This window comes from Limnohabitans sp. Rim11 (assembly GCF_001269365.1).
Classification (GTDB): domain Bacteria; phylum Pseudomonadota; class Gammaproteobacteria; order Burkholderiales; family Burkholderiaceae_C; genus Limnohabitans_A.
Map to the genome: position 1 here is coordinate 592,795 of NZ_CXOM01000001.1, position 17,368 is coordinate 610,162.

Here is a 17,368-nt window from a genome sequence, read left to right on the forward strand (position 1 = left end):
AACAGGAGGGTCTGGAAGACGCGATTAGTCCGCTTTGGCGCCAGAGGCCTTCACAATCGGACCCCAACGTTGAACTTCGGCTTTGTTCATCTCGGCCATTGTTTCGGGGCTGGTACCCATGATGATGTAACCCAAATCGGTCATGCGCTTGACGAACTCTGGTGATTTGATGCCTTTGTTGGCTTCGGCGTTGAGTTTCATCACCACATCGCGGGGTGTGTTGGCAGGAACTGCCAAGCCAAACCAAACACCTGACTCGTAGCCCGCCACACCGGCTTCAGCCAATGTCGGCAAATCGGGCAACAAAGGATCGCGCTTGGCACCGGTGGTGGCCAGTGCTCTCAGCTTGCCAGATTTAATATGGGGAATGGCAGAGGGGATGTTGTCAAACATCATCATGACTTGGCCACCCAGCAGGTCATTGATGGCGGGCGCACTGCCTTTGTAAGGGATGTGCGTCATGTTGACATTGGTGAGCGACTTGAACATTTCACCCGACATGTGGATGCTGGTGCCGCTGCCACTGGAAGCGTAGTTGATGGCGCCTGGTTGTGCCTTGGCCAACGCAATCACTTCGGATACAGAGTTGGCTTTGACCGATGGGTGCAACACCAAGACATTGTTCAAGGACACCAACGCTGTAATGGGCGTCAAGTCTTTATTGGGATCGAAGGGCATCTTGGCATACAGCGCGGGGTTGATGGCCTGAATACCGCTGGTGGTCATGAAGATGGTGTAGCCATCGGGGGTGGCGCGGGCCACTTCAGCGCCGCCAATGTTGCCGCCTGCACCTGGTTTGTTGTCGACAGTGACGGGTTGACCTAAGTTCTTGGACAACTCTTGGGCAATGGCACGCGATGCAATGTCGACGGCGCCGCCTGGAGGGAAAGGGCAAACCAAGCGGATGGGCTTGTTGGGAAAGGCTTGCGCTTGTGCACTCAGGGTTGTGAGAAAAGAACCCGCAACGCCCAAGCTCAAAATGATGGCAGGAATGATTGCATGTGGCTTGTTGGAACCGCCGGCTTTGGCAGATTGCTTGAACTTAAAACCAGTCAAAAATGTCATGTTGATGCCTCAGGGTCTAAAGAGACAGTCAGAATATTGGAAATTTTTCATTTTCATCACAGGATATTCCCTTGCTTCTTGTCGCTGTGTTGACGTGCGCAATGGGGCATTTCGGGGTTTAATTCAAAGAACTTCTAGATTCAATCTCAAATTCCCATGCCGATGATTCCCGCACTGTTGTTGAATGTTGGTCATGCCCTTGACCATTTGTTTTTATTGATTTTTGCAACCGCAGTCAGTGCCATTGCCATCGACTTTGGTGTGGGCCGTTGGGAAGACATGATGCCTTACACCGTGGGGGCATTTTTGATGTTTGGCTTGGGTTCCATTCCAGCCGGTCGACTGGGAGACCTGTGGGGCAGACGGCCCATGATGATTGTTTTCTTTTTGGGAATGGGTGCATCTTCGATTGCTGTCGCTTTGACTCAAACCCCCCTGCAAATGGCCATGGCTTTGACTGTTTTGGGCATTTTTTCTGCCATCTACCATCCCGTTGGCATCCCCTTGTTGGTTCAAAAATCAAGTCGACCTGGCTTAACCATTGGCGTCAATGGTTTGGCCGGTAATTTAGGGATTGCCTTGGCGGCCTTGGTCACTGGGTTTTTGGTGGCCTGGCAAGGTTGGCGCGTTGCCTTCATTGTTCCCGGTGTGGTGTCGATTGTTTGTGGCTTCTTGTTTGCATGGTTTGCGCCGCAAGAGCAAGCACCTTCCAGCAAGAAAAAAAGTAGCTCGGTTCAGCTACCCAAGGGCTTGGCCGTTCGTACCTTTATCGTCATGGTGGGCACAGCCACCACAACCAGTTTGCTCTTTAACATTACCACCAACGGCAACACGCAGTTGCTGGCCGAAAAGTTGGATGGTCTGGTGACAGATCCCTCCAAGATGGGCTTGCTACTTGCTGCCGTCTATGCCATTGCTTCTTTGGCCCAACTGGTGGTGGGGCGTTTGCTAGACAAGTTTCCTGTGAAGCCTTTGTTTTTTGCCATCCTCTTTTTGCAAATAGTCATGTTTGGTGTCGCTTCTCAAAGTTCGGGCTGGGCTTGGTATGTTGCAGCCATTGGTTACATGGTGATGGTTTTTGGCTCCATCCCATTCAGTGACACCATGGTGGTGAGGTACATCGATGACAGCATGCGTTCGCGCGTCAGTGGCACACGGATTGCCATCTCATTTGGCATCAGTTCTATGGCCGTTTATTTGTTAGGCCCAGTGGTAAAACACGCCGGCTTTACCCAATTGATGTTGGGCTTGACTGTCATTTCAGCCTTGGGTGCACTGATGGTGCTTTTCTTGCCGGGTGAATCCCAAATGAAAGCCCATGCCATGCCTGTGCCAGAGGCATGAGCTTCAACATCATGTCCTCGTGAAAAGCATCGTGGCCTTAAGGGGTGTGCTCAACTAAGTAAGCGATCGCAGCGGTCATGCCCTGATCGCCATATGGAATTTTTTGAACCCGCATGGCCGCTTCGATGCCGGCCAATGCGCCCAAGATCATGGGTTCGTTCATGTCGCCCAAATGGCCAATGCGAAACACGCGTCCACTCAATGCACCCAGCCCGCCAGCCATGGCCACTTGAAACCGCTCACGAGCCACCATTCGAAGTGCCTCTGGATCAATGCCTTGAGCCACTTCAACCGCAGTGACTGAATTGGAAAATCCATGGGGATCTTGGCAGTGCAGTTTCAAAGCGCCCTGGGTGGACCAAGCCTTGACAGCGGCCCTGACGGCCCCGCCCAAACGTTGGTGTCTGGCATAGACGGCTGGCAGTCCCTCTTGTTGCAAAAGTCGAAGTGAAGTTTCAAGTCCAGCCAGGTGGGCAAGGGGAGGCGTGCCACAAAACCTGGCGGATTGGACAGGCGATTTGCGCTCGAACCAGCTCCAATAAAAGCGGGGCTTGGCATGCTGGTGGGACCAGTCAAAGGCTTTGGCATTGACGGCCACAAAACCCAATCCAGAGGGCATCATCAAACCTTTTTGAGAGCTACCCAGACAAACATCAACCCCCAAGCCATCCATGTCAAAGGGGGTGGCAGCCAATGAGGCCACCACATCGACCACATAAATGGCGGGGTGTTGGGTGCGGTCAATGGCTTTTCGAATTTCAAGAAGATCGCTGGTGATGCCGCTGGCGGTGTCTGTTTGCACCACCATGACCGCTGCAATTTTGTGGGCAGTATCAGCCCTGAGCGCCGCCTCGATGGCATCGACATCGATTTGATGCCCCTCGGTGTGCGGCGTCCTGATGACCGACAGACCAAGCCCTTCGGTCTGAATGGCCCACTGATCAGAAAAATGGCCAGAACCCGCAATCAAGAGGCTGTGTTTGTCTGAGCCTAAATTGGCGCAAACAGCTTCCCAAACGCCATGGCCATTGCTGGCATAAAAGAAAATTTCAGATTGGGGGGAATTGAGCAAATTTTTCATGCCGGCTTCGCATGCGGCAATGAGTGCTGCAACGCGGGGGTCGGCCAAATCCGTCATGGGCCTTTGCATGGCGTGCATGACTTCATCGGGAACATGGGTTGGTCCGGGTGAGTGCACAAACCGGATTCCGGGCAAGCGAGGCGTGATGGGTGAATTCATGTGAATGACTTTATCAGAGCCACGACTTAAAAAACACTAAACTCTCCAGACACAAGCAACCGAAGGAGCCCGTCTTGTTGCACAAAGCCTTGAGTTCATTTGAGAAGTCGACCCATGACTGATTCCAAAAAAGCATGGGTCGTGGTGTGGGCCGCTTTTGTCTGCCTTGCCTTGATCTTTGGCGTTTCGTATTCCTTTGCCGCATTTTTTGAAAATTTTGCACAGGAATTTGCAGCCAACCGCGCTGATGTTTCATGGATCTTTGGACTCTGCGGCTTGGTCTATTTTGTCTTGGGCGCCTTGGGCGGCATGTTGGCCGACCGCTGGGGCCCTCGTGTCGTTTGCATGGTTGGGATGGGGCTCATAGCGATTGGACTTTTGGGCACCAGCTTGGCCCAATCGCTCTCTAGCATTTACATCAGCTATGGCATCTTGGTGGGATTGGGCATTGCTTTTGTATATACCCCCTCCATTGCATGTGTTCAGCCCTGGTTTACCAAACATCGTGGTTTGGCCTCAGGCGTTGCCAGTTCTGGGGTAGGGGCTGGCACCTTGTTAGTTCCTTTGGCCGTTAGTTATTTGTTGCTTGCAGTCACGTGGCGAGAAGCTCTGCAAATCATGGCTTTTTGCGTTCTGGTCCTTGGTTTGGTGGCCGCATTTTTATTACAACGCGCGCCCTCGGTCGTCAAAGGTAACGCGGCCCAAAGCAGTGGCAAGACATTGAAAGAGGCCTTGCAAACGCCAAGTTTCAGATGGCTTTACATGGGGGTTATTTTGGGTTCCCCAGTGATGTTCATTCCGTTTGCCCACATCTCTGCCGCTGCTAGAGACGCTGGTGTGAGCGACTCTCAAGCCGTTGCGCTGGTGGGCTTGATTGGCATTGGCAGTTTGGTGGGTCGATTTGCCATTGGCTGGTTGGCCGATCGAATTGGTCGTGTCCAAACCCTCATGTTGATGCAATGTGCGATGGGTTTGTCGTTCTTAATTTGGGCCGTGGCTAAGGACCAACAAGTATTTGCTATTTTTGCCGTGGTTTTCGGCTTAAGTTACGGCAGCATCGTTTCTTTGTTGCCTGCCATTTGCATGGACTTGTTTGGTGGTCGGGCTGTTTCAGCCATCATTGGCACGCTTTATTCAGGTGCAGCATTGGGGAATTTATTGGGGCCCGTGTGGGCGGGGCGCGTATTTGATGTGAACCAATCTTATAGCTTGGTCATCTGGATTACTTTGTGCGTCTCTGCGCTAGCCACCTTTTGTTGCAGTCGCATCGTTCGGCATTCGCAAATCAATTATTGATTGGCCACTTGCTACTGGCCATTCTCCATTTTTCATTTGCCATTTGCCATTTCACTCAAATTTTAGATAAGTATGCCCATTGACTCGTATTTGATTCTTGCAAGCCTTGGGGCGCTGCTCATTGGGATGTCCAAGGGTGGGCTGCCCATGGTCGGCATGATGTCCGTGCCGCTGCTTTCTTTGGTGATGTCGCCGGTTAAAGCGGCCGTCTTGTTGTTGCCGCTTTTCGTGATTTCGGATGTTGTGGGTGTATGGCTCTACAGGCGTCAATACAGCGCCCCCAATCTTAAAATTTTAATTCCGACCGGTGTGATGGGCGTTTTTATTGGATGGCTTACCGCGTCCATGATTTCTGATCAAACGATCAAATTCATCATTGGTTTGGTGGGGGTCGGATTTTGCTTGCAGATCTGGTTTCGACGGGGGCAATCCTTAGAACCGCAGCCAGCGAACAAGGTCAAAGGCTATTTTTGGGGAATCGTGGCTGGCTTCACCAGCTTTATCTCGCATGCCGGCGGACCCCCTTTTCAAATTTATATGCTGCCCCAAAAACTCCCCAAAGCCGAATTTGCAGGAACAGCAACCATTTTGTTTGCCATCATCAATCTGTCCAAAATTCTGCCGTATCAAAATCTGAGCCCTTATAGCCAAGAAGATTTAATGAAGGCTGCCGTCTTGGTACCGATCGCCTTGCTGGGCACTTATTTAGGCGCTTATCTCACCCGCAGAATCAATGATGTTTGGTTTTACAAACTGGTTCAAACGGGTTTGTTTCTGGTTTCGTGCAAATTGATTTGGGATGCGGTTGGAATTTAAGTTGTTGTTTTTAAACGATCCAATTCAACATATTGATAGCCAACCATTTGTTGGTAAACTTATTGTTTTTAAACCATACGTTGCTCAACTAGAGTTTTGAATGAATAAGATCATTTTGAGAGCCATCACGGCTTATTCCAGAACAGATTTAAAAGACGTTGCCACGCCTTTGGCAGTGAAAGGGCGTGAAGTGACTTACGGCGGCAAGCAATACGTCATTTTGGAAAATGAGCAAACTCAGTTGCATGTGGCAATTTATCGCTGCATGAACAGGGGTGAGTTAAAAAGACTCAAACGTTGGCCTGCAGATCTGTTGGCCAAGCCAGAAGTCAAAGTCATCAAACAGGAGAGGCCTGCCATTTTGGAACTTTCGCCTGTTAAGGGTTCTGGCAAAGTAAGCAAGCTAAGCAAGGTAAGCAAGGTCAATAAGCCCAAGCCCGTTACAGACAAAAATCAAACGGATCTTTTTGAATAAAGAGTAGACCCAAAAAAGAAAGCCGCTGAAACAGCGGCTTTCTTTTGGGGACGACAGCGCCAAAGCTGGCGCTGTCTCCAATTGACTTAGGCTTGAGCGGCCTTGATCAATGCATTGAAGGTTGGGCTAGGGCACATGACCTTTTGCAACAAATCGGCAGAAGGCATGAAATAACCGCCAATGTCGGCAGGTTTGCCTTGGACCGCTTTGAGTTCTTCAATGATCTTCTTCTCGTTGTCGGTCAAGCCCTTGGCCAAAGGTGCAAACTTGGCTTGCAGTTCCTTGTCCTCGGTCTGAGCGGCCAATTCTTGTGCCCAGTACATGGACAGATAGAACTGACTACCGCGGTTGTCGAGCTCGCCTGTTTTAGGTGAAGGGTTCTTGTTGTTGTCCAACAAGGCGCCAGTGGCTGCATCCAATGTTTTGGCCAAGATTTTGGCTTTTGGATTGTTGTTTTTGATGCCCAGGTCTTCCAAAGAAACAGCCAAGGCCATGAACTCGCCCAATGAGTCCCAACGCAAATGGTTTTCTTCGACCAATTGCTGAACGTGTTTGGGGGCGGAGCCGCCTGCACCTGTTTCGTACATGCCGCCGCCAGCCATCAAAGGCACGATGGACAGCATTTTGGCGCTGGTGCCCAGTTCCATGATGGGGAACAGATCTGTCAGGTAATCGCGCAAGATGTTGCCAGTGGCACTGATGGTGTCAAGGCCGCGAACAACGCGCTCGAGGGTGTAACGCATGGCGCGAACTTGGCTCATGATTTGGATGTCCAAACCATTGATGTCGTGCTCGTGCAAGTACATCTTGACTTTGCGGATCAATTGGGCTTCGTGAGGACGGTATGCATCCAACCAGAACACGACGGGCATGCCAGAGTTGCGTGCACGGTTGACAGCCAACTTGACCCAGTCGCGAATGGCGGCGTCTTTGACTTCACACATGCGCCAGATGTCGCCGGCTTCGACGTTTTGGCTGAGCAACACTTCGCCAGTTTCCAGGTCAGTGATGTTAGCCACGCCGTCTTCTGCAATTTCAAAAGTCTTGTCGTGTGAGCCGTATTCTTCGGCTTGCTGCGCCATCAAACCTACGTTGGGTACAGTGCCCATGGTTTTGGGGTCGAAGGCACCATGCCACTTGCAGAAGTTAATGATCTCTTGGTAAATGCGAGCGAAGGTGGACTCAGGCATAACGGCCTTGACGTCTTGCAATCGACCCGCAGCGTCCCACATTTTGCCGCCGTTGCGAATCATGGCGGGCATTGAAGCATCCACAATCACATCGTTGGGGGAGTGGAAGTTGGTAATACCCTTGGCAGAGTCGACCATGGCCAAACCAGGGCGATGCTCATGACATGCGTGCAAATCGCGCATGATTTCTTCGCGCTTGGAATCGGGCAGTGTGGCAATCTTGTTGTACAGGTCAACCATGCCGTTGTTAACGTTGACGCCCAAGCTGTCAAAGAGTTCTTTGTGCTTTTTGAACGCGTCTTTGTAGAAGATCTTGACGCAGTGACCAAACACGATGGGGTGTGACACCTTCATCATGGTGGCTTTGACGTGCAAGGAGAACATCACGCCTGTTTTGTGAGCGTCTTCAATTTCTTTTTCGTAGAAAGCTTCCAAAGCTTTCTTGCTCATGAACATGCTGTCAATGACTTCGCGGTCGACCAAGGAAACCTTGGGCTTCAGCACAATGGCTTTGCCGCTCTTGGTGATAAGTTCCATTTTGACGTCACGTGCACGCTCAATGGTCATTGATTTTTCGCCATGGTAGAAGTCGCCATGGTGCATGTGTGAAACGTGCGAGCGTGAAGCTTGGCTCCACTCGGCCATGCTGTGTGGGTTTTTGCGGGCAAATTCTTTAACAGCGCGTGGTGCACGGCGGTCAGAGTTGCCTTCGCGCAGAACAGGATTCACGGCCGAGCCAGTGCACTTGGAATAGCGCGCTTTGATGGCTTTTTCTTCGTCTGTTTTGGGGTTGTCTGGATAGTTAGGCAGGGCGTAGCCTTTTGACTGCAGCTCTTTGATGGCAATGTTCAGTTGACCCACGGAGGCACTGATGTTGGGCAACTTGATGATGTTTGCTTCTGGTTTTAGCGTCAACTTACCCAAAGCGGCCAAATTGTTGGGAATGCGTTGCGCTTCGGGCAACAAGTCTGAAAACTCGCCCAAGATACGCCCAGCCAATGAAATGTCGCTGGATTCCACTTCAATGCCGGCGGGTGACGCAAAAGTGCGAATGACGGGCAAAAAGGCCGCTGTCGCCAACAAAGGGGCTTCATCGGTCAATGTGTAAATGATTTTGGATTTTTCGTTAGCCATTTGCTTCCTCGTTTTTGTTGTGCAACAGTAAATCTTGCAAGCCAGTATTAGATCTTAAAAGTAGCGCCTGACACTGTGCTGATAGGGGTGAAATTGAAGATTTTGAGATCAAATTTCACAAGATGAAATAACCGTGCATTTCGGATGAGTCTTGTGGGATGAATATTTCGGTTGGCCTCATGCCTTGCGCACAAATTCGGTTTTGAGCTGCATTGCGCCAAAACCATCAATCTTGCAGTCAATGTCGTGGTCGCCCTCTACCAAGCGAATGTTTTTGACTTTCGTCCCAACTTTGATCACGCTAGAGGACCCTTTCAGTTTGAGGTCCTTGATCAAAGTGACTGTGTCGCCGTCTTGCAAGACATTGCCCGAAGCGTCTTTGAAAATCTTGACTGTGTCCATCTCGACTTGGACGTGCTGTGGCCATTCATGAGCGCATTCAGGGCAGACGAAGTTGGCACCATCTTCGTAAGTGAATTCAGATTTGCATTGGGGGCAGTTTGGGAGCGTCATGTTTCTATCAGGTCAAGTGCAAGTTGCATGAACTTTAGCATCTTGCAATTTGATTGAGGGAGGGAAGCGGCTTAGGTCGCTTTTTCTTCTCCAACAGTTGCTTGATCCCCAAAGAGTTTGCGCATCAACTGACGTAACCACTGGTGGCCAGGATCTCGGTGCAGACGGCCATGCCAACACTGATGGATGGCGCTGTCCTCTACCTTGACAGGAGAGTCCCGCATCACCAGGTCAAAGGGTTTAACAATGCGCTGTGCAAAACGCTCGGGCACCACGGCGATCAAATTGGAGTGTTGCAACACATCGCCCAATGCCACATAGTGGGGCACCGTTAGGCGCACTTTGCGTTTGTTTTTTTGTTTGTCTAAGGCTGCATCGACGCGGCCATGCCCCGTGCCAGTTGCCAAAACTCGCACATGTTCTGCTGCAAATAAAGCGGAAGTCGTTAAAGATGGCAACAGCGCCAAAGGATGTTTTTTGCGCATCAAGCAGATGTATTTTTGCTTGAACAAAGATTGTTGAAAAAACCCTGCCTGCAATTGAGGCAAGAGGCCCATGGCCAGATCAATCTTGCCCGTCGACATGTCTTCTTTGAGGGTTGACTGCGCCACGCTGACCACTTGCAAAGTAACGCCAGGCGCCGCTTTGGCCAATGCATCGACTAGGACGGGTAAAAAATACATTTCGCCGACATCGGTCAAGGCAATGGTGAAGTTGCGTGTGCTGCTTGAGGGATCGAAAGCGCCGCGGACATTCAAAGCCTGTTGCAAAACATCCAAGGCCATGGCCACTGGTTCAGCAAGCTGAATGGCGTAGGGCGTCGGTGTCATTCCCCCTTGAGTGCGAATAAACAGCTCGTCATCCAAACTTGCCCGGAGTCTGCCCAAGGCACTGCTCACGGCGGGTTGGCTCATGTTTAACAGGTCTGCCACCGCAGAGACCCGCTTCAGAATGAGCAGGTGGTGAAAAACCAAGAGCAAATTGAGGTCCAGTTTGGCAAGGTCCATGCGTGCGTCTAAATATTTGATAATCGAATAATGATTATATGTAAATTAAGATTTACTAAATTGGTGTGACTGGCATGATCCAGCTCAAGAATCTTGTCGAGATCAACACACATGCAAGAGCATCCAATTCATTGGGAATCGTCAGGCACCAGCCGCATTCCGTTTGCTGTCTACACCAACCAAGACAGCCACAAAAAAGAACTCGAGCGCTTTTTTTACAAGTCGCACTGGAGTTATGTCGGGCTTGAGGCCGAAATTCCAAATGCGGGTGATTTCAAACGCACCGTTGTCGGCGAGCGCTCTGTTGTCATGACCCGGGCCCAAGATGGGCACATCCACGTGGTTGAAAACGTGTGTGCACATCGCGGCATGGCATTTTGTCGAGAGCGTCATGGCAACAAAAAGGAATTGGTGTGCCCTTACCACCAGTGGAGCTATGCCTTGGATGGCAAGTTGCAAGGTGTTCCCTTCAGACGGGGCGTGCGCCAAGATGGCAAAGTAAACGGCGGGATGCCGGCCGACTTTGATCCCAAAGACCATGGCTTAACGGCCTTGAAAGTGGCGGTTCGAGGCGGCGTTGTCTTTGCTTCTTTTGATCTCGATGTGGAATCTCTTGAAGACTTCATGGGGCCCACCATCCTGAAATACTTTGACCGACTCTTCAATGGGCGGCAGTTGAAAATTTTGGGCTACAACCGCCAGCGAATTCCAGGCAACTGGAAGTTGATGCAAGAGAACATCAAAGACCCTTACCACCCAGGCTTGTTGCACACTTGGTTTGTGACCTTTGGCCTCTGGCGTGCAGACAACAAAAGTGAATTGCGGATGGATGATCACCATCGCCATGCCGCCATGATTTCAACGCGAGGCAGTGCAGGGGAAGCCAAGGGGGCATCGGCCGATGTCACTCAGGTGAGTAGTTTCAAAGCCAGCATGCAATTGCACGACCCCAGTTTTCTGGACATCGTGCCAGAGGCTTGGTGGGGCGGTCCGACTGCCGTCATGATGACCTTGTTTCCGAGTGTCATTTTTCAGCAGCAAGTCAACAGCGTCTCAACGCGCCATATTCAGCCCGATGGCCATGGTGCTTTTGATTTTGTCTGGACGCATTTTGGTTTTGAAGACGACACGCCCGACATGACGGAACGCAGACTGCGCCAAGCCAATTTGTTTGGGCCTGCCGGTTTTGTGTCTGCCGATGACGGCGAAGTGATTGAATTTTCTCAAAAAGCTTTTGAGACCAAACCTCAGCATCGAACTTTGGCTGAATTGGGCGGATGTGAAGTGGGTGAGACCGATCACATGGTCACGGAAACATTGATCCGTGGCATGTACGAATATTGGCGAAAAGTGATGGAGGCTTGATCATGGTGGACATGCAAACTTGGTTTGGCATCCAGCAACTTTATGCCGATTACGCCAGCGCTGTCGACAGCGGCCAATGGGATTTATGGCCTGAGTTTTTTACGGAGCAGTGTGTTTATAAGCTTCAGCCCAGAGAAAATTACGAAAGAGGATTTCCGCTTTCGACCTTGTCCTTGACCAGCAAAGGCATGCTCAAAGATCGTGTCTATGGCATCAGCGAAACCTTGTATCACGACCCCTACTATCAACGCCATGTGGTGGGTGCGCCTATCGTTCGAAAAGTGGAGGAGGGCCGTATTTACAGCGAAGCCAATTACGCCGTGTTTAGAACCAAATACGACAAGGAAAGTACTGTCTTCAATGTAGGACGCTACTTGGATATCATTGTGCAAACCCCCGAGGGCTTCAAATTTGCTGAGCGTGTGTGCGTCTACGACAGCGAGATGATTCCCAACTCCATCATTTATCCCATCTAATCATGAGCCAATGGATCGATGTTGCCGCAGAGGCAGATTTGTTTGAAGGTGCTGGCATTGCGGTTACACCGCAAGATCAAGACATTGCAATTTTTAAAGTAGACGATGGCGTGTTTGCCATCAACAACGACTGCAGTCACGGCAACGCCAAGTTGTGCGAAGGTTTTGTGGAGGGCAACTACGTCGAGTGCCCCTTCCATCAAGCCTTGTTTGATGTGCGCGATGGCACCGTCGGTTGTGGACCTGCCACAGAGCCTGTGAAGTCTTGGCCAGTCAAGATTGAAGCAGGGCGCGTTTATATCGACCTAGCGAGCTAAATCAAGTCAGTTCAGGTCCAATTGGGCTTGCGCTTTTCGATGAAGGCTTGAACGCCCTCTAGCGCGCTGTTGTCCATCATGTTGCACGCCATGGTTTGGGCCGCATACTCGTAGGCTTTTTCGATGCCGGTTTCCAGTTGCATGTAGAAAAGCTCTTTGCCCATGGCCAGCGCCACAGGGGGCTTGGCCAGTATTTTTTGGACCAAAGACTCCAGGACATTGTCGAGCTCGCTTGGGTCTGCAATCTGATTGACCAAGCCTTGCTTCAAAGCTTCTTGGGCTGACAGAAAATCGCCAGTGACCAACATTTCAAAGGCTGCTTTGCGTGACAAATTGCGCGACAAAGCCACGCTAGGCGTTGAGCAAAAAAGCCCCAGGTTGACGCCGCTCACTGCAAACTTGGCTTCTGCTGAAGCCACCGCCAAATCGCATTGGGCTACCAGTTGACAACCCGCAGCCGTGGCAATGCCTTGCACCTTGGCAATGACAGGCACCTGCAATTTTTGGATGCGCATCATCATGTCACCACACTGCGCAAACAGTTTTTGGTAATAGTCCATGGACGGCTCTGCGCGCATTTCTTTTAAATCGTGGCCCGCGCAAAAGGCTTTGCCAGCGGCTGCTATAACCAAGACGCGAAGTTTTTGACTCCTGGCTAAATCTTCCAGTTCAGTTTGCAGCGCAGTCAGCATGCCTTCGCTCAGGGCGTTGAAGGCGGCCGGGCGATTCAAAGTTAGAGTGGTCACGCCACGGTCGTCGTCTGCTCGAATCACAAAGGGAGTGTCTGGTGTTGTCATGTGTATCTTCTGTATGTCCTGTAGCTTGAGTCAGATGCCTTTGGCACGTTGACGCAACTGAAATTTTTGAATTTTGCCGGTAGATGTTTTGGGTATTTCTTCGAATCGAATATCCCTTGGCACTTTGTAACCGGCGAGTAATGATTTGCAATGCGCAATCAAGTCTTCTGCGGTGACTGATGCCCCAACTTTCAATTCGACAAACGCCACGGGCGACTCGCCCCATTTGGGATCGGGCTTGGCAACCACGGCGCAAGCCAGCACGGTAGCGTGCCTGTACAGGGCATCTTCCACTTCCAGTGAACTGATGTTTTCTCCGCCTGAAATGATGATGTCTTTGCTGCGGTCTTTGATCTTCACATAACGGTCGGGCTCCATGACCGCCAAGTCGCCAGTGTGAAACCAGCCGCCCGCAAAAGCCTCCTGCGTGGCTTTGGGGTTTTTCAAGTACCCCTTCATGACAATGTTGCCCTTGAACATGATCTCGCCCATGGTGGTGCCATCGGCCGGGCATTCTTCTAGGGTTTCCGGGTTGAGTACGGTCATGCCTTCTTGCAGCACATACCGAACACCTTGTCTGCCATTTAAGCGAGTTTGCTCTGACAGGTTTTCGTGGGCCCAAGACTCACGCTTGACGGCCACACTGGCGGGGCCGTAGACTTCTGTGAGGCCATAAACGTGGGTGATGTCAAAACCAATTTTGGCCATACCCTCAATCATGGCTGCTGGTGGCGCAGCACCTGCCACCATGCCTCTGACTTGCTGAGAAATACCTGCCCGCATTGAATCGGGTGCGTTGTAAATGAGGCTGTGCACAATGGGGGCTGCACAGTAATGGTTGACATTGTGTTTGCGCATGGCATCCAAAATAGGTTGCGCTTCAACACGCCGCAAACACACATGGGTACCCGCCAACATGGCCACCGTCCATGGAAAACACCAGCCATTGCAATGGAACATGGGCAGTGTCCACAGGTAGGTGGGGAAGTGCGGCATAGTCCATGTGGCTACGTTGCTAACTGCATTTAGGTAAGCGCCTCGGTGGTGTGTGACCACGCCTTTAGGATCGCCAGTTGTGCCGCTGGTGTAGCTCACTGCAATGGCATCCCATTCGTCTTGGGGGCCTTCGAGTTGGGTCAGAGGCAGGTGTGACGTTAACAAAGATTCATACTCAAACGTGCCCAATTTGTCGCCAGGGCCTGTGTACTCACTGTCGCACACATCAATGACCACGATGTCTCTGTTGTGCTCACTTTTTAAGAGGGCCAAAGCTTGACGCATGACTGGCGAAAATTCTCGGTCAGTGAGAATCACCTGGCATTCGCAGTGGTTTAGTTGCCACGCAATCAGTGCAGCATCTAAGCGCGTGTTGAGTGTGTTCAGTACAGCATTGAGTGCTGGCACCGCGTAGTGCACCTCGACCATTTCGGGTGTGTTGGGCAGCATGGCACTGACGGTGCTACCACGCTTGATACCCAACGACTTTAAGGCGGCAGCCAAGCGGGCAGAGCGCTCTCGGGTTTGGGCCCATGTGTATTTTCTTTGCCCGTGAATAACGGCGGGTAAATCGCCAAAAATCTCTGCACTGCGCTCAACAAAACTCACGGGCGAAAGTGCTGTGAAATTGGCGGAATTTTTGTCTAGGCCTTGTTCAAAAATATGGCTCATTCAAACACTTTCTAAATATTGAGTTCAGCTTGAAGCCACGTTCAACGCCTGATCAATGTCCCACAGAATGTCATCGATGTGCTCCAAGCCCACTGAAATTCTAATCATGTCGGGACCAACGCCTGCTGCCAATTGCTGTTGTTCATCCAACTGACGATGGGTGGTGCTGGCAGGGTGGCTAATTAGGGTGCGGGTATCGCCAATGTTGACCAAATGGCTCATGAACCTGGCTGCTTCAATGAATTTGACGCCTTGCGCCAGACCGCCTTTGACGCCAAATGCCAGCAAGCCGGATGCGCCGCGCATCTGTTTTTGCATGAGCTGGTGTTGTGGGTGGTCTGGCAAGCCTGGGTAGTTGACCCACGCCACGCGTTTGTCTTTTTGTAAGAAATTGGCAACTGCCAATGCATTGCTGCAATGCCTTTCCATGCGCAAGGGCAAGGTTTCAACGCCTTGCAATATTTGCCACGCGCTCATGGGGCTAAGTGAAGCGCCATACACGCGCAAACTTTCCATGCGGCATCGCATGGTAAAGCCAAAGTTGCCAAACGTTTCGTAGAACTTCACGCCGTGGTAGCCCTTGGAGGGCTCGGTCATGCCAGGAAATTTGCCGTTGTCCCAAGGAAATTTGCCACTCTCCACAATGACGCCGCCCAAGGTGGTGCCATGGCCCGCCAAATATTTGGTGGCCGAATGCACCACGATGTCGGCCCCTAAAGCAATCGGATTGCACAAGAAGGGGCTGGGCACCGTGTTGTCAATGATCAGGGGGAGGCCATGTGCATGGGCAACTTCTGCAACCGCTGCAATGTCCAAAATCACCATGCTGGGGTTGCCCAAACTTTCTGCGTAAACAGCACGGGTATTGGGCTTGATGGCGGCCGCAAACGCTTCAGGCTGGTTGGCATCTACAAAGGTGGTCTCAATGCCAAACTTAGAAAGACTGACGGACAACAAAGTAACCGATCCGCCATACAGGGCGCCTGCCGCCACCACATGATCGCCTGCTTGCAAGATGGTCATGAGCGCCATGGCCTCGGCCGCCATGCCAGAGGCAGAGGCTACCGCCGCTCTGCCGCCTTCCAAAGCTGCCACACGTTCTTCGAGGACTGCCACGGTGGGATTGCTGAGGCGAGAGTAAACATTGCCAAAGGTTTGCAAATTGAAAAGCGCAGCAGCATGTTCTGCACTGTCAAACACAAAGCTGCTGGTTTGGTAGATGGGCAATGCTCTGGCGCCCGTGGCCGCATCCGGAATTTGACCTGCATGAATAGCCAGAGTTTCAGGTTTAAATCTGTGATCGCTCATAAGACCTCAAACAGGGCGCTTGGCCGAAATAATGCCAGTGTTGACACCGACCCAATTGAGGCCGCCAAAAATTCTGGCGTGCTCAATTTTGACGCAGCGGTTGGTGACCGACTGTCGTCCGGCATTTTGAAAGAGCAAATTGGCTTCGTGATTTTCGACGCCCAGTTGCTGCCACAAACAGGCAGCGCCAATTTGAAGGGCTTCTTGGGCAATGGGCAATACATCTTCCGCCTTTCGAAAGACATCCACCATGTCGACTTTTTCGGGAATGTCGAGCAGACTGGCGTAACAGGTTTGACCCAGAATTTCTTCTGCGGGATATTGACCGCCGCCTGCATATCGGGGGTTGACCGGAATGATTTTGTAGCCATGCTCTTGCATGTACTTGGCCGCAAAAAAACTGGGGCGGTGCCATTGGGCAGAGAGGCCCACTACGGCTATGGTCTTGGCAGATTTAAGAATGTGCCGCAGTTGCTGAACATCGTTGTGCATACAGAATTAAAGTGAAGTTAAATGAAATCGGGGAGATGGATTTCCCTTAGTATTCATTTAGTATTCATTGGGATTTGTATTTATACCCCTTAAAAGAAAGTTTGAATGCGCAAGTCTTTCGTGTGGACCTTTCTATTTGTTGCTTATGCGACAAATTTGAGAGCAGAGGAGGCCCTGGTCGCTGTTGCCGCCAATTTTTCTGCGCCGATGCAGCAAATTGCGGCATCTTTTCAGAAAGACACAGGCCATCAGCTAAAGATGTCCTTTGGCGCAACGGGCGGCATCTATGCCCAAATTAAAAATGGTGGCCCCTTTGATGTCTTCTTATCAGCCGATCAAATCACCCCGCAAAAGCTAGAAACAGAAGGCTTGGGCGTAGCCGCCACGCGCTTTAACTATGCCATCGGTCAATTGGTTCTGTGGAGCAAACAAGACGGCTTGGTCGATGACAAAGGCCAAGTGCTGAGTGGCAAAAATATTCAGCGCATCGCTTTGGCCAATCCCAAACTGGCCCCTTACGGTGTGGCCGCATGGGAAACCATGACAGCCTTGGGACTGCTGGAGGAACTAAAGCCCAAAATGGTTCAGGGTGACAACATTGCACAAACCTACCAGTTTGTTTCGACGCAGAACGCACAAGTCGGATTTGTGGCTTTGTCGCAAGTCTTTGCCAATGGCCAATTGACATCTGGATCGGCCTGGATTGTTCCGCCCCATTTGTACAAACCAATTCGCCAAGATGTTATTCTGCTAAAAAACGGTAAAGACAATTCGGCAGCTAAAGCGCTTTTGATGTACCTGAAGGGCGAAAAAGCCAAAGCAGTCATGAAGTCCTATGGCTACTTAACAGAATAAAGAAGTTGAT

The 17,368-nt window shown here is 51.1% G+C and carries 17 protein-coding genes; 8 read left to right on the forward strand and 9 right to left on the reverse strand.

What is annotated here, in order from left to right; translation table 11 throughout:
- Positions 1–24: 24 nt before the first annotated feature.
- On the reverse strand, positions 25–1,065 hold the full coding sequence (locus tag AMM03_RS02880; protein ID WP_090128934.1) for a Bug family tripartite tricarboxylate transporter substrate binding protein: 1,041 nt from the start codon (positions 1,063–1,065) through the stop codon (positions 25–27).
- A gap of 156 nt (positions 1,066–1,221) precedes the next feature.
- Here AMM03_RS02880 and AMM03_RS02885 point away from each other — a divergent pair, with 156 nt between their 5' ends.
- Positions 1,222–2,409 carry an MFS transporter gene (locus AMM03_RS02885; RefSeq protein ID WP_090128935.1) on the forward strand — a complete coding sequence of 396 codons (1,188 nt, stop codon included), beginning with the start codon at positions 1,222–1,224 and terminating at the stop codon, positions 2,407–2,409.
- Between the two features lie 37 nt (positions 2,410–2,446).
- Here the strand turns inward: AMM03_RS02885 and AMM03_RS02890 are convergent, their stop codons facing one another.
- The gene (locus AMM03_RS02890; RefSeq protein ID WP_090128936.1) at positions 2,447–3,649 is read right to left on the reverse strand and encodes a pyridoxal-phosphate-dependent aminotransferase family protein; all 1,203 of its coding nucleotides are present in this window, start codon (positions 3,647–3,649) and stop codon (positions 2,447–2,449) included.
- A 114-nt stretch (positions 3,650–3,763) separates the two neighbouring features.
- Between AMM03_RS02890 and AMM03_RS02895 the strand changes: the two genes are divergently transcribed.
- From AMM03_RS02895 to AMM03_RS02905, 3 genes are all read left to right on the forward strand, one after another.
- Entirely contained in the window at positions 3,764–4,945 is a 1,182-nt protein-coding gene (locus AMM03_RS02895; protein ID WP_090128937.1) for an MFS transporter, read from the forward strand.
- A 72-nt stretch (positions 4,946–5,017) separates the two neighbouring features.
- A complete protein-coding gene (locus AMM03_RS02900) occupies positions 5,018–5,761 on the forward strand; it encodes a sulfite exporter TauE/SafE family protein (RefSeq protein ID WP_090128938.1) in 744 nt (247 codons plus the stop codon).
- Positions 5,762–5,861: 100 nt separating this feature from the next.
- Entirely contained in the window at positions 5,862–6,236 is a 375-nt protein-coding gene (locus AMM03_RS02905; protein ID WP_090128939.1) for a hypothetical protein, read from the forward strand.
- Between the two features lie 86 nt (positions 6,237–6,322).
- On the opposite strand, the gene AMM03_RS02910 is transcribed toward AMM03_RS02905, so the two are convergent.
- The 3 genes from AMM03_RS02910 to AMM03_RS02920 form a co-directional block, all read right to left on the reverse strand.
- Entirely contained in the window at positions 6,323–8,560 is a 2,238-nt protein-coding gene (locus AMM03_RS02910; protein ID WP_090128940.1) for an NADP-dependent isocitrate dehydrogenase, read from the reverse strand.
- Between the two features lie 177 nt (positions 8,561–8,737).
- Positions 8,738–9,073 (reverse strand): zinc ribbon domain-containing protein YjdM, encoded by a 336-nt coding sequence (locus tag AMM03_RS02915; protein ID WP_090128941.1) that lies wholly within the window; start codon positions 9,071–9,073, stop codon positions 8,738–8,740.
- A 71-nt stretch (positions 9,074–9,144) separates the two neighbouring features.
- Complete coding sequence (locus AMM03_RS02920; protein ID WP_090128942.1) at positions 9,145–10,080, reverse strand: LysR family transcriptional regulator; 936 nt, start codon at positions 10,078–10,080, stop codon at positions 9,145–9,147.
- 111 nt (positions 10,081–10,191) lie between these two features.
- Between AMM03_RS02920 and AMM03_RS02925 the strand changes: the two genes are divergently transcribed.
- Genes AMM03_RS02925 through AMM03_RS02935 form a run of 3 tightly spaced genes read left to right on the forward strand, consistent with a single transcriptional unit; the run spans position 10,192 to position 12,238 of the window.
- Positions 10,192–11,445 (forward strand): aromatic ring-hydroxylating dioxygenase subunit alpha, encoded by a 1,254-nt coding sequence (locus AMM03_RS02925; protein WP_090128943.1) that lies wholly within the window; start codon positions 10,192–10,194, stop codon positions 11,443–11,445.
- 2 nt (positions 11,446–11,447) lie between these two features.
- Positions 11,448–11,921 carry an aromatic-ring-hydroxylating dioxygenase subunit beta gene (locus AMM03_RS02930; RefSeq protein WP_090128944.1) on the forward strand — a complete coding sequence of 158 codons (474 nt, stop codon included), beginning with the start codon at positions 11,448–11,450 and terminating at the stop codon, positions 11,919–11,921.
- A gap of 2 nt (positions 11,922–11,923) precedes the next feature.
- Entirely contained in the window at positions 11,924–12,238 is a 315-nt protein-coding gene (locus AMM03_RS02935) for a non-heme iron oxygenase ferredoxin subunit (protein ID WP_090128945.1), read from the forward strand.
- An 11-nt stretch (positions 12,239–12,249) separates the two neighbouring features.
- On the opposite strand, the gene AMM03_RS02940 is transcribed toward AMM03_RS02935, so the two are convergent.
- The 4 genes from AMM03_RS02940 to AMM03_RS02955 are packed head-to-tail and all read right to left on the reverse strand — an operon-like array spanning position 12,250 to position 16,503.
- Positions 12,250–13,035, reverse strand: coding sequence for an enoyl-CoA hydratase (locus AMM03_RS02940; RefSeq protein ID WP_090128946.1), 786 nt, complete (start codon positions 13,033–13,035; stop codon positions 12,250–12,252).
- A gap of 30 nt (positions 13,036–13,065) precedes the next feature.
- Positions 13,066–14,703 carry an acyl-CoA synthetase gene (locus AMM03_RS02945; RefSeq protein ID WP_090128947.1) on the reverse strand — a complete coding sequence of 546 codons (1,638 nt, stop codon included), beginning with the start codon at positions 14,701–14,703 and terminating at the stop codon, positions 13,066–13,068.
- A 24-nt stretch (positions 14,704–14,727) separates the two neighbouring features.
- Positions 14,728–16,011 carry an O-acetylhomoserine aminocarboxypropyltransferase/cysteine synthase family protein gene (locus AMM03_RS02950; protein WP_090128948.1) on the reverse strand — a complete coding sequence of 428 codons (1,284 nt, stop codon included), beginning with the start codon at positions 16,009–16,011 and terminating at the stop codon, positions 14,728–14,730.
- A gap of 6 nt (positions 16,012–16,017) precedes the next feature.
- Positions 16,018–16,503 carry a CoA-binding protein gene (locus AMM03_RS02955; RefSeq protein WP_090128949.1) on the reverse strand — a complete coding sequence of 162 codons (486 nt, stop codon included), beginning with the start codon at positions 16,501–16,503 and terminating at the stop codon, positions 16,018–16,020.
- A gap of 105 nt (positions 16,504–16,608) precedes the next feature.
- On the opposite strand from AMM03_RS02955, the gene modA reads away from it, so the two are divergent.
- Positions 16,609–17,358, forward strand: a complete 750-nt coding sequence (modA, locus tag AMM03_RS02960; protein WP_090128950.1) for a molybdate ABC transporter substrate-binding protein — start codon at positions 16,609–16,611, stop codon at positions 17,356–17,358.
- The last annotated feature ends 10 nt before the right edge of the window (positions 17,359–17,368 follow it).

Excerpts from the sequence above, each read along its gene's own strand:
- AMM03_RS02880 (WP_090128934.1), bottom strand. The coding sequence starts at position 1,065 with ATGACATTTTTGACTGGTTTTAAGTTCAAGCAATCTGCCAAAGCCGGC.
- AMM03_RS02885 (WP_090128935.1), top strand. The coding sequence starts at position 1,222 with ATGCCGATGATTCCCGCACTGTTGTTGAATGTTGGTCATGCCCTTGAC.
- AMM03_RS02890 (WP_090128936.1), bottom strand. The coding sequence starts at position 3,649 with ATGAATTCACCCATCACGCCTCGCTTGCCCGGAATCCGGTTTGTGCAC.
- AMM03_RS02895 (WP_090128937.1), top strand. The coding sequence starts at position 3,764 with ATGACTGATTCCAAAAAAGCATGGGTCGTGGTGTGGGCCGCTTTTGTC.
- AMM03_RS02900 (WP_090128938.1), top strand. The coding sequence starts at position 5,018 with ATGCCCATTGACTCGTATTTGATTCTTGCAAGCCTTGGGGCGCTGCTC.
- AMM03_RS02905 (WP_090128939.1), top strand. The coding sequence starts at position 5,862 with ATGAATAAGATCATTTTGAGAGCCATCACGGCTTATTCCAGAACAGAT.
- AMM03_RS02910 (WP_090128940.1), bottom strand. The coding sequence starts at position 8,560 with ATGGCTAACGAAAAATCCAAAATCATTTACACATTGACCGATGAAGCC.
- AMM03_RS02915 (WP_090128941.1), bottom strand. The coding sequence starts at position 9,073 with ATGACGCTCCCAAACTGCCCCCAATGCAAATCTGAATTCACTTACGAA.
- AMM03_RS02920 (WP_090128942.1), bottom strand. The coding sequence starts at position 10,080 with ATGGACCTTGCCAAACTGGACCTCAATTTGCTCTTGGTTTTTCACCAC.
- AMM03_RS02925 (WP_090128943.1), top strand. The coding sequence starts at position 10,192 with ATGCAAGAGCATCCAATTCATTGGGAATCGTCAGGCACCAGCCGCATT.
- AMM03_RS02930 (WP_090128944.1), top strand. The coding sequence starts at position 11,448 with ATGGTGGACATGCAAACTTGGTTTGGCATCCAGCAACTTTATGCCGAT.
- AMM03_RS02935 (WP_090128945.1), top strand. The coding sequence starts at position 11,924 with ATGAGCCAATGGATCGATGTTGCCGCAGAGGCAGATTTGTTTGAAGGT.
- AMM03_RS02940 (WP_090128946.1), bottom strand. The coding sequence starts at position 13,035 with ATGACAACACCAGACACTCCCTTTGTGATTCGAGCAGACGACGACCGT.
- AMM03_RS02945 (WP_090128947.1), bottom strand. The coding sequence starts at position 14,703 with ATGAGCCATATTTTTGAACAAGGCCTAGACAAAAATTCCGCCAATTTC.
- AMM03_RS02950 (WP_090128948.1), bottom strand. The coding sequence starts at position 16,011 with ATGAGCGATCACAGATTTAAACCTGAAACTCTGGCTATTCATGCAGGT.
- AMM03_RS02955 (WP_090128949.1), bottom strand. The coding sequence starts at position 16,503 with ATGCACAACGATGTTCAGCAACTGCGGCACATTCTTAAATCTGCCAAG.
- modA (WP_090128950.1), top strand. The coding sequence starts at position 16,609 with ATGCGCAAGTCTTTCGTGTGGACCTTTCTATTTGTTGCTTATGCGACA.